The sequence below is a fragment of the Mesorhizobium sp. HAY1-8B genome (genome assembly GCF_056868045.1).
Genome location: NZ_CP200321.1, coordinates 6,702,326 through 6,716,829 on the forward strand (window position 1 = coordinate 6,702,326; position 14,504 = coordinate 6,716,829).

The 14,504-nt window shown below is 61.4% G+C and carries 12 protein-coding genes, 1 tRNA gene and 1 pseudogene; 5 read left to right on the plus strand and 9 right to left on the minus strand.

The annotated features are described in order from the left end of the window. Positions 1–52 precede the first annotated feature (52 nt). A complete protein-coding gene (locus AC1VON_RS32215; protein ID WP_172348695.1) occupies positions 53–520 on the minus strand; it encodes an Hsp20 family protein in 468 nt (155 codons plus the stop codon). Positions 521–1,050: 530 nt separating this feature from the next. Between AC1VON_RS32215 and AC1VON_RS32220 the strand changes: the two genes are divergently transcribed. Continuing rightward, positions 1,051–2,028: an alpha/beta fold hydrolase gene (locus AC1VON_RS32220; RefSeq protein WP_483126084.1), complete on the plus strand. Its 978-nt coding sequence runs from the start codon at positions 1,051–1,053 to the stop codon at positions 2,026–2,028. 39 nt (positions 2,029–2,067) lie between these two features. Continuing rightward, positions 2,068–2,385 (plus strand): annotated as a pseudogene (locus AC1VON_RS32225) (helix-turn-helix domain-containing protein); the annotation flags it as partial. Between the two features lie 6 nt (positions 2,386–2,391). Here AC1VON_RS32225 and hisN read toward each other — a convergent pair. Together hisN and AC1VON_RS32235 are read right to left on the minus strand one after the other, a co-directional pair. Next, positions 2,392–3,165: a histidinol-phosphatase gene (gene hisN, locus AC1VON_RS32230; RefSeq protein WP_483126085.1), complete on the minus strand. Its 774-nt coding sequence runs from the start codon at positions 3,163–3,165 to the stop codon at positions 2,392–2,394. A 362-nt stretch (positions 3,166–3,527) separates the two neighbouring features. Beyond that, on the minus strand, positions 3,528–4,469 hold the full coding sequence (locus AC1VON_RS32235) for an N-formylglutamate amidohydrolase (RefSeq protein ID WP_140771865.1): 942 nt from the start codon (positions 4,467–4,469) through the stop codon (positions 3,528–3,530). Between the two features lie 163 nt (positions 4,470–4,632). Between AC1VON_RS32235 and cpdR the strand changes: the two genes are divergently transcribed. Together cpdR and AC1VON_RS32245 are read left to right on the plus strand one after the other, a co-directional pair. Continuing rightward, positions 4,633–4,995, plus strand: a complete 363-nt coding sequence (cpdR, locus tag AC1VON_RS32240; protein WP_006199474.1) for a cell cycle two-component system response regulator CpdR — start codon at positions 4,633–4,635, stop codon at positions 4,993–4,995. Positions 4,996–5,100: 105 nt separating this feature from the next. Continuing rightward, a tRNA-Val gene (locus AC1VON_RS32245) sits at positions 5,101–5,175 on the plus strand. 128 nt (positions 5,176–5,303) lie between these two features. Here AC1VON_RS32245 and AC1VON_RS32250 read toward each other — a convergent pair. After that, a complete protein-coding gene (locus AC1VON_RS32250) occupies positions 5,304–5,504 on the minus strand; it encodes a hypothetical protein (RefSeq protein WP_483126086.1) in 201 nt (66 codons plus the stop codon). A 728-nt stretch (positions 5,505–6,232) separates the two neighbouring features. On the opposite strand from AC1VON_RS32250, the gene AC1VON_RS32255 reads away from it, so the two are divergent. Then, on the plus strand, positions 6,233–7,900 hold the full coding sequence (locus AC1VON_RS32255) for a sulfatase-like hydrolase/transferase (protein WP_483126409.1): 1,668 nt from the start codon (positions 6,233–6,235) through the stop codon (positions 7,898–7,900). Positions 7,901–8,031: 131 nt separating this feature from the next. On the opposite strand, the gene AC1VON_RS32260 is transcribed toward AC1VON_RS32255, so the two are convergent. The 5 genes from AC1VON_RS32260 to AC1VON_RS32280 form a co-directional block, all read right to left on the minus strand. Further along, entirely contained in the window at positions 8,032–9,450 is a 1,419-nt protein-coding gene (locus AC1VON_RS32260; protein ID WP_483126087.1) for a tetratricopeptide repeat protein, read from the minus strand. A 101-nt stretch (positions 9,451–9,551) separates the two neighbouring features. Further along, positions 9,552–10,964 carry a hypothetical protein gene (locus tag AC1VON_RS32265; RefSeq protein WP_483126088.1) on the minus strand — a complete coding sequence of 471 codons (1,413 nt, stop codon included), beginning with the start codon at positions 10,962–10,964 and terminating at the stop codon, positions 9,552–9,554. Between the two features lie 30 nt (positions 10,965–10,994). Beyond that, a complete protein-coding gene (gene fcl, locus AC1VON_RS32270) occupies positions 10,995–11,969 on the minus strand; it encodes a GDP-L-fucose synthase (RefSeq protein ID WP_483126089.1) in 975 nt (324 codons plus the stop codon). Between the two features lie 13 nt (positions 11,970–11,982). Next, positions 11,983–13,044 carry a GDP-mannose 4,6-dehydratase gene (gmd, locus tag AC1VON_RS32275; RefSeq protein ID WP_483126090.1) on the minus strand — a complete coding sequence of 354 codons (1,062 nt, stop codon included), beginning with the start codon at positions 13,042–13,044 and terminating at the stop codon, positions 11,983–11,985. 97 nt (positions 13,045–13,141) lie between these two features. Then, positions 13,142–14,296: a dihydrodipicolinate synthase family protein gene (locus tag AC1VON_RS32280; protein ID WP_483126091.1), complete on the minus strand. Its 1,155-nt coding sequence runs from the start codon at positions 14,294–14,296 to the stop codon at positions 13,142–13,144. Positions 14,297–14,504: the final 208 nt, after the last annotated feature.

A 14,504-nucleotide genomic window follows, 5' to 3' on the forward strand; every position in this document is an offset into this window, starting at 1 on the left:
AAAAAAGCGGCGCCTTCCGGCGCCGCTTCCGTCTCGGGAGGAGACTTAAACGTTAGGCGGCGGTTTTGGCCTCGATCTGCTTGGCGTTGGCCGGAGCCGAGGTGATCGCGATCTTGCGCGGCTTCAGTTCCTCGGGAATGTTGCGCTTGAGATCGACGAAGAGCAGGCCGTTCTTCAGCGCGGCGCCGACGACTTCAACGTGATCGGCAAGCTGGAAGCGGCGCTCGAAGGCCCTGGAGGCAATACCGCGATAGAGCAGCTCGGAGCCTTCGCCGGTGCCCTCATCCTTGCGCTCACCCTTGACGGTCAGCACGTTGCGATGGGCTTCGATCGAGATCTCTTCGTCCGAGAAGCCTGCGACCGCCATCGAAATCCGGTAGGAATCCTCACCGGTACGCTCGATGTTGTAGGGCGGATAGGTCTGCGCGCCATCCGGCTGCGCAAGCGAATCCAGCATGGTGAAGAGACGGTCGAAGCCGACGGTCGAACGGTAGAGCGGGGAAAAATCAACGTGACGCATGAGGTGTTCTCCTGTTGAGCAACATGGTTTGCGTATGGCCGGTGCGAAACCCTTGAGCGGCGTTTCGGGAGGACCAGCGGCCCCGACATTGGCGACCGCATTCAACATTTGGGGAGCGCCCGAATGCATTTCAAGTTTCGCCGGATGGCAAAAACCACGCCGCCTGTCCCCCTTGATGAACGGCAGATGAACCGGACCTTCGGCGCGCGTTCAGACCGGTGCCGCTAGAGTGACCTCAAGATCAAGGATTGGCGGCGCCGGATTGCTTGAAGCAATTCCAGGAAAAGTGTGAAGCGGTTTTCCGTCCGGAATTGCGTCAAACAAAGGTGCCGCAACGAAGCCGAACCGGGTGTTAACGTCCCTTCCTCCCGGATCGACAGGGGCCGGAAGTACGCTCTCAAGCGGCTTCCGGCTTTCCCGTTGCCGATCTCTCCTCACCCGGAATTCCTTTGCTTTTGACGCATTGGCGTCTATCACCTTGACGAGGCCAGCCGCGACAGGCTGGTGAGACGCCGAGCACAAAGCGCCGAATGACGGACCTTCTCCACGACACGCCGCTTTTCCACGAAACCGAGGGCAATCCGCGACCGGAAAACGCCACCGGCGGCTTCTTCGTCACACGCGACCGCAAGAAAATCCGCTATGGCCTGTTCGCGGCGGTGGCGCGGCCGATGCGAGGCACGGTGGTACTGCTGTCCGGCCGCAACGAGTGCATCGAGAAATATTTCGAAACCATCCGCGACCTTGCCGCCCGAGGCTTCGGCGTCGCCACGCTCGACTGGCGCGGCCAGGGCGATTCCGACCGGCTGATCCGCGATCGCCAGCGCGGCTATGTCAGATCCTTCCGCGACTATACCGCGGACCTCGAGCAGTTCTTCGAGGAGATCGTGCTGCCCGACTGTCGCGGGCCGTACTATATCCTGGCCCACTCGGCGGGTGCGGTGATCACGCTGCTTGCCGCGCCGTCCATGGTGAACCGTGTGCGCCGCATGGTGCTGATCGCGCCGTTCCTGACCTTGCCCGACCTGCCGGTCTCGATCAGCACGGTCCGCCGTATCTGTTCGTTTTTCTGTGCATTGGGGCTCGGCCGGCTCTACGCCGCGTGGGGTCCGCGGCCGAGACAAACACTGCCTTTCGAGGCCAACAAGGTGACGACGGATCCGCGGCGCTATCGCCGCAACACGCGCATCTATGAAGAGTATCCGCAATTGGCGCTTGGCGGCCCGACGATCCGCTGGCTGCAGGCCGCGGCGAAGGCGTCGGAAGCCATCAGCGACCCCGACTTCATGGCCCGGATCCAGGTGCCCTTGCTGATCATCGCCGCCGGTGCCGACCAGGTCGTCTCGACCAAGGCTGTCGAAACCTACGCCAGAAGTCTGAGACTCGGCTCCCTGCTGATGATCGACGGTGCCAAGCATGAAATCCTGCAGGAAGTCGACCTCTACCGCGAGCAATTCCTGGCCGCCTTCGACGCCTTCATTCCCGGCTCCGACGACCCTACGGCCTGACCCATGGCGCTGTTCTCCACGGGCAGGCATAGCTGACACAAGCTGGTCGACCGGGCCAAGCTCGTGCTGTCGTCGGACCTGTCGCGACGCTGGACGCTGGCCGAGATCGCCGCCGAGGTCGGCGTTTCGCCGGTCTATCTGACCCAGGTGTTCCAGCAGGTCGAGGCCATGCCGCTCTATCGCTATCATCTGCGCCTGCGTCTGGCGCGCGGGCTCGACCTGCTCGGCCGCTACGACAATCTGACTACGCTGGGCATGGACCTCGGCTTTTCCAGCCACAGCCATTTCAGTGCGTCGTTCAGGCAGGTCTATGGCCGTACGCCGGCGGAATTCCGGCGCTCGATCAGATCGCGCTGAAGCCGATCAGCCGCGCAGGGCAGCCATGGCGGCCGCGTGAAGCTCCGGCGTCGCCGCCGCCAGCACATCTCCACCCTTTTCCGCCGGTCCGCCATCGAAGGTGGTGACGACACCACCCGCCTTCTCGATGATCGGGATCAGCGCCACGATATCGTAGGGCTTCAGGCCGGGGTCGGCGACGATGTCGACGCTTCCCGAGGCGATCATGGCGAAGGCATAGCAATCGGCGCCGTAGCGGGCGAGCTGAACCTGCTTCTCGAACGCATCATAGCGCGTGCGGGCCTCGCCTTTGAACAGCGCCGGCGTTGTGGTGAACAGCGTTGCCTCGTCGAGTTTTGTCGTCTTGCGGGTCGAAAGTTGGCGCGGTCCGCCCGGCCCTTCATAGTGCGAGCCGGAGGCGTTGGCGTAGAACAGTTCGCCGGTGAAGGGCTGCGCCATCATGCCGGCAACCGCGTCGCCGTCGACCGTCAGCCCAACCAGCGTCCCCCACACCGGCAGGCCGGAGATGAAGGCCCGCGTGCCGTCGATCGGGTCGATCACCCAGACATGCCGGCTGGAGATGTTCTCGCTGCCATGCTCCTCGCCGAGAATGCCATGGTCGGGATACTGAGCCGATATCAGCGCCCTGATGGCGCGTTCCGTCTCGCGATCGGCTTCCGTGACCGGATCGAAACTGCCCTTCTCCTTGTTGGCCACGGCACCCTGGGCGCGAAAGCGCGGCAGGGTTTCCGCGGCTGCCGCCTGCGCGATACGGCGCATGAAATCGATGCTGACGTCCAACTGATTCTCCCGCATTGCCGAGTGCCCAACCGGGCTCTGCCGACACTTTTCCGCCAAAACAAGCCTGTTTATCGATTTATTCGCCGGGACAGATGTTGCCAAAATGTCACATAAACGTCATCGAAACGCAATTTCCACATCACTCTGAATTAAAAAAGCCTGAAGATCGCTTGACATTTGTGCACCGCACAATACCCTCGACCTCGGACAGGTTTTCCTGTCCATGCCCTCCTTGGGCGTTTCCTCCCTAGACTTCGACCGTATCGTGAAAACGATGCGGTCTTTTTTTACGCTGCGGTTTCAATGGCATGTCGCCGAGGAGTGCCTGGCGGTTTCGCGACAACGACATGCACGACCTGATTTCACTCCGCGGCCAGCGGCAGGTCGATGAAGTGATGGTCCGGCATTGCCATCAGATCCGCTGAAAATCGCGTCAGGTCATCGGCCAGCGCGTCGAAGCCGGCGGCCTTCTCAAACGTCCGCTCATTCATGTAGAGCCCGCGATTGACCTCGATCTGCAACGCATGCAGATGGCGCGCCGGGCGGCCATAATGCTCGGTGATGAAGCCGCCTGCATAAGGCTTGTTGTGGGCGACGGTATAGCCCATGGCGGTCAGCAGGCCGATCGCTGTCTCGGTCAGGGCAGCGGTGGCCGAAATGCCGAAACGGTCGCCGATGATGAAATCGGGCCGCAGTCCGCTGTCGCCAACACGGATGCTCGCCGGCATCGAATGGCAGTCGATCAGCACGGCAAAGCCGAAGCGGGCATGGGTCCTGGTCAAAAGCCGCTTCAGCGTTTCGTGATAGGGTTTGTAGACGGCCTCGATGCGGGCAACGGCTTCGGCCAGCGGCAAGCGGCCGGAATAGATGTCGAGCCCCTCGCCCACCAGCTTCGGCACGGTGCCAAGCCCGCCCGCCACCCGCGCCGAGCGGATGTTGCAGAAGGATGGCACCGGCTCGGCGAACATGCGCGGGTCGAGTTCCCATGGCTCACGATTGACGTCGAGATAGGCGCGCGGGAAATTCGCCGCCAGCATCGGTGCGCCCAGCGCCACGGCGCCGCCGAACAATTCATCGACGTAGCAATCCTCCGAGCGGCGGATGGCGTTGCGGTCGAGCCTTGCCATGGCAAGGAACCGCTCGGGATAGTAGCGGCCGCTATGCGGCGAGTTGAACAGGAAGGGGACGCGCTGCTCGGCGCCCGATCGGATTTCGAAGGGTTGAACGACCGAAAAATCCTCGGCTGCCGTCTTCAATTTGCACGAACCCGAAAACACCAATGCATCATCGCATGAAAGTGCCACCTTGCTGGCCGCATGTCCAGCATTTCGCCATCCGCATCGCCTTGCCGAATGCGGATAATGCTTCGGCCCGTTCACTTGATGTTTACCGTCACCTCCTCATATACAGGATGGTTAACGGGCTGCCCGGGCGGCAGTCTCGGGCGGGTGATTCGGACGGGATATCATGGCACGCATTCTTCTGGCGGAAGACGACGACGATATGCGTCGGTTCCTCGTCAAGGCGCTGGAACGCGCCGGCTACCAGGTCAGCGATTTCGATAACGGCGCCAGCGCCTACGAGCGGCTGCGCGAAGAACCGTTCTCGCTGCTGTTGACCGACATCGTCATGCCGGAGATGGACGGGATCGAGCTGGCACGACGCGCCACCGAGATCGATCCCGACCTCAAGGTCATGTTCATCACCGGTTTCGCCGCTGTTGCGCTGAACCCGGATTCCAAGGCGCCGAAAGACGCCAAGGTGCTATCGAAACCCTTCCACCTGCGCGATCTCGTCAATGAGGTCGAGAAGATGCTGCAGGCGGCCTGAGCCGCTTTCCGCGAAGGCATCGCCGCTGCGGCGAGACGACGCCTTCTTTCCTTTTTCCTGCTATTGACGCGCCGGACCAAAAGTGGTGTATGCGCGGCTTCGGATGGGCGTGTAGCTCAGCGGGAGAGCACTGCATTGACATTGCAGGGGTCACAGGTTCAATCCCTGTCACGCCCACCATCCTTTCAAATACCCAGCTAAGCCCTTCTGCCGGTTGGCACGGAAATCCGGCCCAAACCTCGGCCGCGTTCCTCTGAAAATCAACGTGGTGGTAATAGACCTTATCGCCATGCCGCGCCCCATGTGGCTCACGACACCCAGATAGACCGATACGGGTTCACCGGCCTGCCCGGCGGCTCGTCACGCGCGATGTCGTCGAGCATCTTCCATCCGCGCAAATGTGCGCTGATTCGCCTTCCCAGCCGCACCGGCGGCTGACGCTTGTTTGTTTCCGCAACGCCCTTCCCGCGCCGATGCATCACGCCGCATTGGCTGTCGATCCGACCCATTCTTTTCGCTTGGGGTCGAGGTAGAGGCGGGCTGTCGCGAAAACCAGCAGTTGGGGGAATCGCACACCGGCTTCCTTCATATGAATGAAGCTACGGGTTTCAGATCGGCACATATTGATGGAACTGAAGGCCCATGAGGCATCAGGTTAGTTAGGCTGCTCAAGGCCCACCCGCCATAGCGTGGCCGCCGGACAACCGCATACGCATGGCAGGTGACTGCAGACCATGATTATCTGGTGGAGCAAGGAGCATACCGGAAGACCAACCTCGCCAACTGATCAAGCGCAACGGCAGCGATCTTGAAACGCTGATGCTACGCCAGGAGATCGGTTTGACGTGGCAAGGAGTATCGCGGCTGGAGTTCGAAGAACTGCAGCGCACGCGAGCATTTGGCCAATGGCTCCGTCGCCGATCGACGCACGAACCAAGCTGTACGAGCGAACGCTTCGCTGACCGCTGGTCACCGAACAAGGCTCCGATGCGCGGCGGCAGCTTCTTGGAACGCTGTCTGAACGGCGGTCTTTCAGGGGCGGCCGGGTGGGTTGTCCGCGGTTCGGAATCGTCTCCGAGACCTGTGCACGTCCAACGCAACGATCACCGCGGCTTTGTCGTCAATACTCTACAAAATACGGGGGGTCGTCATGCCTGGCACGGGTGAACGCATCGATCAGGCTCCGACCCATCATCGCAATCGCTGGGGCGTAGCAGCCCTATGTGCCAAATTGACCATGATCGCCGTTTTCGTGGCGATCACCAGTTTCGACTTCTGGGATCGCGTCGGAAATCTGTCCGCCAACGGGCGCTTCACCACCCTGGCTCCATTCCTCGCAATCTGGGGACTGGCCATGGTGGCGTTGTTGTTTGCGTCATTCCAGCCCCGGTTCGTCACACGCCTGTTATGGGCCGTGCCGCTTGCACTGTCGAGCGCGGCAGCCTGGGTCTATTTCCAGGCAAGTCACGCCGATCTGTCGGTCTTCGATATCCTTTCCCTCTGGGCGAGCCGCAATTCCATCGGCGAGGCCGCCGGTTTCTACGATCGGCTGATCTGGCCCGCCGTGGCGATCATGGCCTTTGGCGTGACGTCGATTTCGATTCCGCCGGCAGTGACAGGCGCCCGGCTCTCGATATGGGTAGGGCGCATGGCGTGGCTCCCATTGCTGCCGATCCTGATTATTGCAGCCGTGGTCTATGCCAAGGACGGAGGCGGCTCCTCCGGCCTGCCGAAGCAGTTTGCTCCGCTGGCTCTGTCCGCAATGGCCGCGGAGCGGATCGTGACACAAGGCGCCCCGGAGCGCCGCGCCGTCACATGGAACGCCACGGCGCAGGTCAGGCCTCGCAACATCGTCATGATGATCGACGAAAGCGTTCGCGCCGATTTCGTCGATCTCTCGCCTGGCAATTCGTACACACCTAACATCGCCGCCCTCGCCGACAGATTCGTCGATTTCGGTCCCGCCGTGTCCGGCGGCGACTGCAGTGTTTATTCGAACGCCATACTGCGCCTCACGGCGTCGCGCCGCGATCTCGCCCATTCCGTCAATACCAACCCAACGATCTGGCAATACGCGAAGAAGGCCGGATACCGAACGGTATATATCGACGCGCAGTCGACTGCCAAGGCAGTCGTCCTCCTGGGGAGCACGAATTTCATGACGGTGCGAGAAAAGCGTGACATCGACAAGGCCTATTTCATAGACGACGTGCAGATGGACCGCGCCGATTTCCGGTTGATCGACATCCTACGCGGCGAGTTGGCCGGCAGCCGGCCAGTCTTCATTTACGCCAATAAGAACGGCGCGCATTTTCCCTATGACTGGTCCTATCCTGCATCGGAAGCCGTCTACGGACCGACAGTCACGTCGGCCGGCAAGGACACGGTCGCGACACGCTTGGCGTCGTACCGCAATGCGGTCCGCTGGTCGGTCGACCACTTCATGAAAAAGCTGTTCGAGAGCGCCGATCTTTCGAATACCGCGATGATCTATACGTCCGACCACGGACAGGCGATGAAAGTCGGCAAATCGACCCACTGCACCATCTATGATCCCGATCCGCGTGTGGGTCTTGTTCCATTGATGGCCTATACCGCCGATCCGACGCTGAGGGCGCGTTTCGCAGTCGGCGCCGCGGCCAATCGCGGCAAGGCGAGCCATTTCCAGATCGTTCCCACCGTGCTGGAATTGATGGGGTATAGTCCCGCCGACATCGCGTCCGAATACGACGAGTCGCTCTTCGCCGCGACGTCCCGCCCTCCGCAATTCACCAGCGGTGACATCTTTGGGTTGTTCTCCGACTCCGTGCACTGGAATTCGATAGATCTGTCACTGCACTACCTCGAGCCTGACGCGCAAAGATTGCAGCCGAATATGGCGTCAGCGAAGGCCGATGGCCCCTAACGGGGGTTACATTGCAATGAGCTTGGCGGGCTTGATCCCAGACACCAGATCAGTGGGTCGGCAGATGGTGCCCTCCATCGCCTGTTGTAGATCGGGTCTTCAATACGGCGCGGCAATCGCACCGTCCGGCGTCAGATCCAGAACGTCTTCAGCCGGCCGAGCCGCCACCGTGCCTTCGCCAGCCGACCGGATTTCGGCTTCTTGCCAAGCTCGATCCGCCGCCTGATTCTCCTGAAGATCGCATTTCCAGGCTCGATCTTCACCAACCTTGCTGCCATCTCCACCGCCGACTTTCTGTCCTCCAGCACTTCGAGCAGGATATAGGCCGAGCACGCCATGGCGTAGGGATAGCCGGCCCTTGCCGCCGCGAAAAAGACCTCGAAATCCCTGGCCATCGTCAGGAAGCCGCCAATCCGGTCGGTCAGGATGTCCATCATCGGCAACGGAATTTTGGAACGCAGCCGGGATTGGCTGATCATCAGCGATTTCAGCATGGCCTCGCCGGCCGGATAATCGCCTTCGCGAAAATGCGCCGCCGCCAGCTTCAGGTCATAGGCGTCGTTTTCCGGATCCAGCGCCTGGGCTTTTTCCAGCAACTCCCTCGCCCGCGCCGGGTCGATCTTGTCTTCCAGCGATAGGAACGACCATTGGTAGCCAAAGGCGGCTTCAAGGGGATGATAGTCGGCTTGATGCGCCTGCAATTCCTGCATGATGATTTCCGCCGCGCGCGGCTTGCTGAACAGCGCGCTGATGTCCAGGCACGGGACCTCGCCCATGACGGACGCAACCACCGCGTAGATGCTGTTGCCGGCATGGATCTGCTGGCACCTTGCCATCAGCGCCATCTCGAAGAATGCGCTGAGCGCCTCCTCTCCCTTGAAGTCCGCGGCACCGAAATCGTCGGTCCGCATTGCCCCGGTTTGCGCGCCGACATAATCGAGCGTCGCGCGATCCTGGCCGACAAGGAGCGTCGTCAGGCCCTTCGATGAGAGCTCCGACACAACAGCCTTGGCCAGGGTCGAAGGGATAACCTTGTCGGCGAAAACCAGCCTTCTGCGATGGTGGCCGTAGACGATGTCGCCACTGCGAAGATGCAAGGCGGCCATCGGGCCGGGAAAGCGGCATTTGCCGGCGGCATCCAGGGCCTGCCGCACGACCGGCGCGAACCCGAAGGCCCGCAGCGCTTCGGACCGAGCCGGTTGAACACCCTGGTCACGGAAGAAATCGAGAACGTCGAAGTCGTCGCAGATCCAGCCGCGCAGCTTTCCCCCTCTTGCAGCCGCCTCAAGGTCCGACGGTGCGAAGGCCGTGCCGCCGAGGACACCGAAATCGGCAACCTTGATCGTCTCGCCCAGCCAGTGCTTGTCGATGAAGTCCGCGGAGAAGATCTTCCCGACCACATCGACGGTATGCGATTCCTGGTCGATGATATCCCGGCTGCTCCAGGTGAAACCGAAGCGGTAGCCGAGCCTGTCGGCCAGGGCCTTCGCATTGGCCATCGCCAGCAGTCGGCCGCCCAGCCCATCTTCCCTGTTGACGACAATCAACATCGATCCTCCGCCACGCGGCCCCGAGCCGGACATCGCCCTTTTCAATGTGGCGGAGAAACCATGCATATGTCTGTTCCAATCCACCGCGAGGTTCGAACGCGTCAACCGCCGGCCAGCTGCCGCAGGGACGAGCTGTCACTTGCCGTCGCGCTCGCCCGGAGCGCCAATTCAATTTGCCGAAAAAGCCGATTGGCGGGTTCCGCCTTGAGGGACAGCGCGGCCATCGCCAAGGCGGCCTCGGTTCTGCCCAGAGCCGCGTGAAGGATCTGGGCCGAGCATGCCGCGGCGTAGGGATACCCTGCCTTGGCCGCGGCAAAGTAGAGTTCAAAGTCACCGGCCATGATGTGGCCACGCTCCGAGGGGCGGGTCAGAACCTGCAGAATCCGCATGGAATTCTCGGCGCGGGCGTCGACTTCCTTGAGCATGAACGCTTTCAGAACCGCCTCGCCCCCTTGATAATTCCGTTCTCGAAAATAGCCGGCCGCCATCTTCAACGCATAGGCGGGGTTTTGTGGGTCGAGCGCGGCCGCCTTTTCGAGAATTCCCCTCGCCTGCGCCGGGCTGGTGCTGTGTTCCGTCAGCACGAAGGCCGACTGATAACCAAAGGCGGCCTCCAGCGGATGGTAATCGGATTGCCGAACCTTCAATTCGTCCAGGATGACCGTCGCTGTTCCGCGATTGCCGAACACGGCTTTTGGCTTGATGACCCGGATGCCGCCCATCACTGACGAGATTGTCGCGAACACGCTGCTTCCCGCATGGATCTGTCGACACCGAGCCATCAATGCCATTTCGAAAAACGCCTTGAGTGTCTCGTCTTCAAACTCGTTTGCATCGAAATCGTCGGCGAGGAAGGCTCCGGTCTCCGATTTCAGATAGTCGAGCGTTGCCCGGTCCTGGCCGATCACCAGCGTCGCCAGGCCTTTCGACGCCAGTTTCGATACGATCGCCTTGGCTAGAGGTGCGGGAATGACCTTGTCGCAAAACTCCAGCTGCGAGCGATAATTCCCGTGGATGATGTCGCCGCTGCGCAGATGCAGCGCGGCCATCGGCCGGGAAAACCGAGGTTTGCCGGCGGCGGCGATCGTTGCTCTCACGGATTCGGAGAAGCCAAACGTGCCAAACGTCCGATGCCTCAATCGGGCCGACCTGTTGGCGGGCAGCATCGCCCTGAACCAGCCCTGCCGGAACGACCTCAGGATGCGGAAATCGTCGCAGATCCAACCCTGGAATCCGTTCCGACGGGCGTCGGCCGCCAAGCTGGACCGGGTGAACCGGGTTCCATCGAGGACACCGAACCGGGCCGTGTCGATCTTCTCGCCCAGCCAGTGTCTTTCGATGAAATCGGCGGCAAAAACCTTGTCGACGGAATCGACAATATGGAATTGCATGTCGTCGATGGACCGGCGGTTCCAGGTAAAGCCGAAACGGCACCCCATTTTGTCGGCGAGACATTTTGCATTGACCATGGCAAGCAGGCGCCCTCCAAGGCCATCTGCCCTGGTCGCCGCCAATGTCTTCATCGAGAAATCGCTCAAGCGGCGTCAACTTTCTGATGCTGTCAGCCGAACCTGACCGGCTTCGATATGCCGGAGGAACCATGCATATGTCTGTTCCAGCCCGCTGTGCAGCGAGTACCGGGGGCGCCATCCCGTGGCAAACAGCCGCGAAACGTCCAGCAACTTGCGCGGTGTACCATCCGGCTTGGTCGCATCGAACGTAATCTCCACATCGCCGCCGACGATCGAGGCCACCGTCCTGGCCAATTCGGCGATGGTGATATCCTGACCCGACCCGACATTGACATGGCTTTCACCGCTGTAGGTTTTCAGGAGGGAGACCAGGGCATCGGCTGCATCGTCGACATGCAGGAACTCGCGCATCGGCGTGCCCGATCCCCACACCTGCAGGGTCTTGTGACCAGCCTGCTTTGCTTCATGTGCCTTGCGCATCAACGCAGGTATGACGTGGCTGGATTCAAGGTGAAAATTGTCCCCTGGACCATAGAGATTGGTTGGCATCGCCGAGATGTAGTTGACGCCGTATTGACGCCGGTAGGCCTGGCAGAGTTTCAACCCGGCGATCTTGGCGATCGCATACCATTCATTGGTGGGTTCGAGCGGGCCGGTCAGCAAGGCATCCTCGGGGATCGGCTGCGGCGCCAGTTTTGGGTAGATGCAGGATGAACCGAGGAACAGCAATTTGCCCACTTCGGTGCGGAAGGCGCCCTCGATGAGATTGGTCTGCACCGCGACATTGTCATAGAGGAAATCGGCCGGAAACCGGTCATTCGCAAGAATGCCGCCGACCTTGGCCGCAGCCATCACCACGGCATCCGGCCGACGGTCGGCCATCCAGCCTCGCACGCCGGCCTGATCCAGGAGATCGAGTTCGGCGCGCGTCGCGGTCAGGATCTCGCAGTCCTCGACTGCCAGCCTGCGCAGGACGGCAGACCCGACCATGCCACGATGCCCGGCCACGAAAACCCGCTTGCCTTTGAGATCGAAGGTCTCGTTCATCGCACTGCCTCCGTCAGGAACGGCCACCGGGCCTGTTGTCGGCGCGTGCCAGATCCGACCGCACCATCTCCGCCACCAGATCCTTGAACCCGGTCACATGCGACCAGCCAAGCCTGGTCCTGGCCTTGGACGGGTCGCCGACAAGCAGGTCGACTTCCGCCGGCCTGAAATAGCGCGGATCGATACGCACCAGAACGGCGCCCGAGCCGGCGTCGACGCCAATCTCGTCCACACCGTGGCCCTGCCAGCGAATGGTCCTCCCGATTTCGGCAAAGGCCAGTTCGGCGAATTCGCGCACAGAGTGCGCCTCGCCGGTCGCCAGCACGAAATCGTCGGCCTCGTCGTGCTGCAGGATACGCCACATGCCCTCGACATAGTCGCGTGCATGACCCCAGTCTCGCCTGGCATCGATATTGCCGAGATAGAGCGTTTCCTGTCGGCCATGGTGAATCGAGGCAACTGCCCGCGTGATCTTGCGGGTCACGAAGGTTTCGCCGCGGACCGGGCTCTCATGGTTGAACAGGATGCCGTTGGCAGCGAACATGCCGTACGCCTCGCGATAGTTTACCGTCGCCCAGTAGGCATAGAGCTTGGCGGCCGCATAGGGTGAGCGGGGACGGAAGGGCGTCGTCTCGCGCTGCGGCACCTCGAGGGTCTTGCCGTAAAGTTCCGAGGTCGACGCCTGGTAAAAGCGCACCGTCTTTTCCAGGCGCAGGATGCGGATTGCCTCGAGCAGCCTGAGCGTCCCCAGGGCATCGGCATTGGCCGTGTATTCAGGTGTCTCGAAACTGACCTGGACATGGCTCTGAGCGCCGAGATTGTAGATTTCGCAAGGCTGCGTCTCCTGAACCAGCCGGATCAGGTTCGTGGCGTCGGTGAGATCGCCATAGTGCAGGAAGAAGCTGATATCGCGTTCATGCGGGTCGACATAGATGTCGTCGATACGCTCGGTGTTGAACGAGGACGAACGGCGCTTGACGCCATGGACGATATAGCCCTTCCGCAGCAGCAACCGCGCGAGATAGGCCCCGTCCTGGCCGGTTACCCCGGTTATGAGGGCCACTTTGTCTGCCATCGGCTACCGGTCCACTGATCCGCGCTCCCAATACGGGTTGAGACCAATATCGCAAATCTCGCGAGCAGGGGATACTTCTAGCCGAACTTCATTCGGCTCAGACGCCCGCGACGGCGCACAGGCTCTTCATCCGCGATATGGCAAGGTCGGGATCGGCCAGCAGGCCTGCCTGGTCGGCAAGGCGGAAGACCTCCGCATAGTGGCGGATGCCGCGCGCCGACTGCATGCCGCCAACCATCGTGAAATGATCCTGGTGGCCGTTCAGCCAGGCCATGAAGACGATGCCGGCCTTGTAATATTCGGTCGGCGCCTCGAAGATCTTTCGCGACAGCGGCACCGTCGGCGCCATCAGCGCGTCATAGCCGGCCCGGTCGTTCTCGGCGAGCCTTGCCAGGGCGGCATTGGCGACCGGCGCGATGGCGTCGAAAATGCCGAGCAAGGCGTGCGAATGCCCACGACCGTCTCCTGCGATCAGTTCGGGATAGTTGAAATCGTCGCCGGTGAACATCACGACGCCGTGCGGCAGCCGATCGCGGAGCGCAACCTCCTTGCCGGCATCGAGCAGCGATATTTTTATGCCTTCGACCTTGTTTGCGTGACGTTCGATGATGGCGACCACCGTATCGAGCGCGGTCTCGAAATCGTCGCTGCCCCAATAGCCCTTCAAGGCCGGGTCGAACATGTCACCCAGCCAGTGCAGGATGACCTTGCCGGAGGCTTGGCTGAGAATCCGGTCGTAGACGGCGGCGTAGTCGTCCGGTCCCTTCGCCACCGCCGCCAATGCGCGGCTGGCCATCATGATAGCCTTGCCGCCTTGTCCTTCGATGAAAGCGAACTGCTCCTCATAGGCGGCGATCACATCGTCCAGCGTCCTGGCCGACGCCGGCGCCAGATGGTCGGTTCCCGCGCCCGAGGCAAGATCGGCGCCATCGACGGTGCGGGACTCGGCGATAGACCTGCGGATCAAGTCCCGTGCGCTTGGCCAGTCGAAACCCATGCCACGCTGCGACGTATCCATCGCCTCCGCGATGCGGAAGCCGAGCCGCCACAAATGATGGCGGAACGCCATCGTCCTGTCCCAGTCGACCACGGGCCGCGACCATGGGTCGGTCATTTTGAGAGGATCGGCGACGACATGCGCGGCGGCATAGGCGATGCGCGAAAACCGCGCGCCGATTACCGGCTGCACCGGCTGTCCGACAAGCGCGTAGCGGCTGCTGTAGCCACCCTCACTAGGCAAGGCAATATCCATCGAGCTCTCCCTTTATCGCGCCTATAAATGGAACGTTCCAATAAATCAAGAACCTTTAAGATTCACGAGCGACCTTCCGTAAAATGCTGCATCGCAGCACTCCACTCGTTACAAGACATGGCCTATAGCGCCCTATTGTCCATTCTCCAGGCCGGAAAAAAATCTCGATTGACTCTCGATTGGAGCAGTGATTAGAACGTTCCAATAA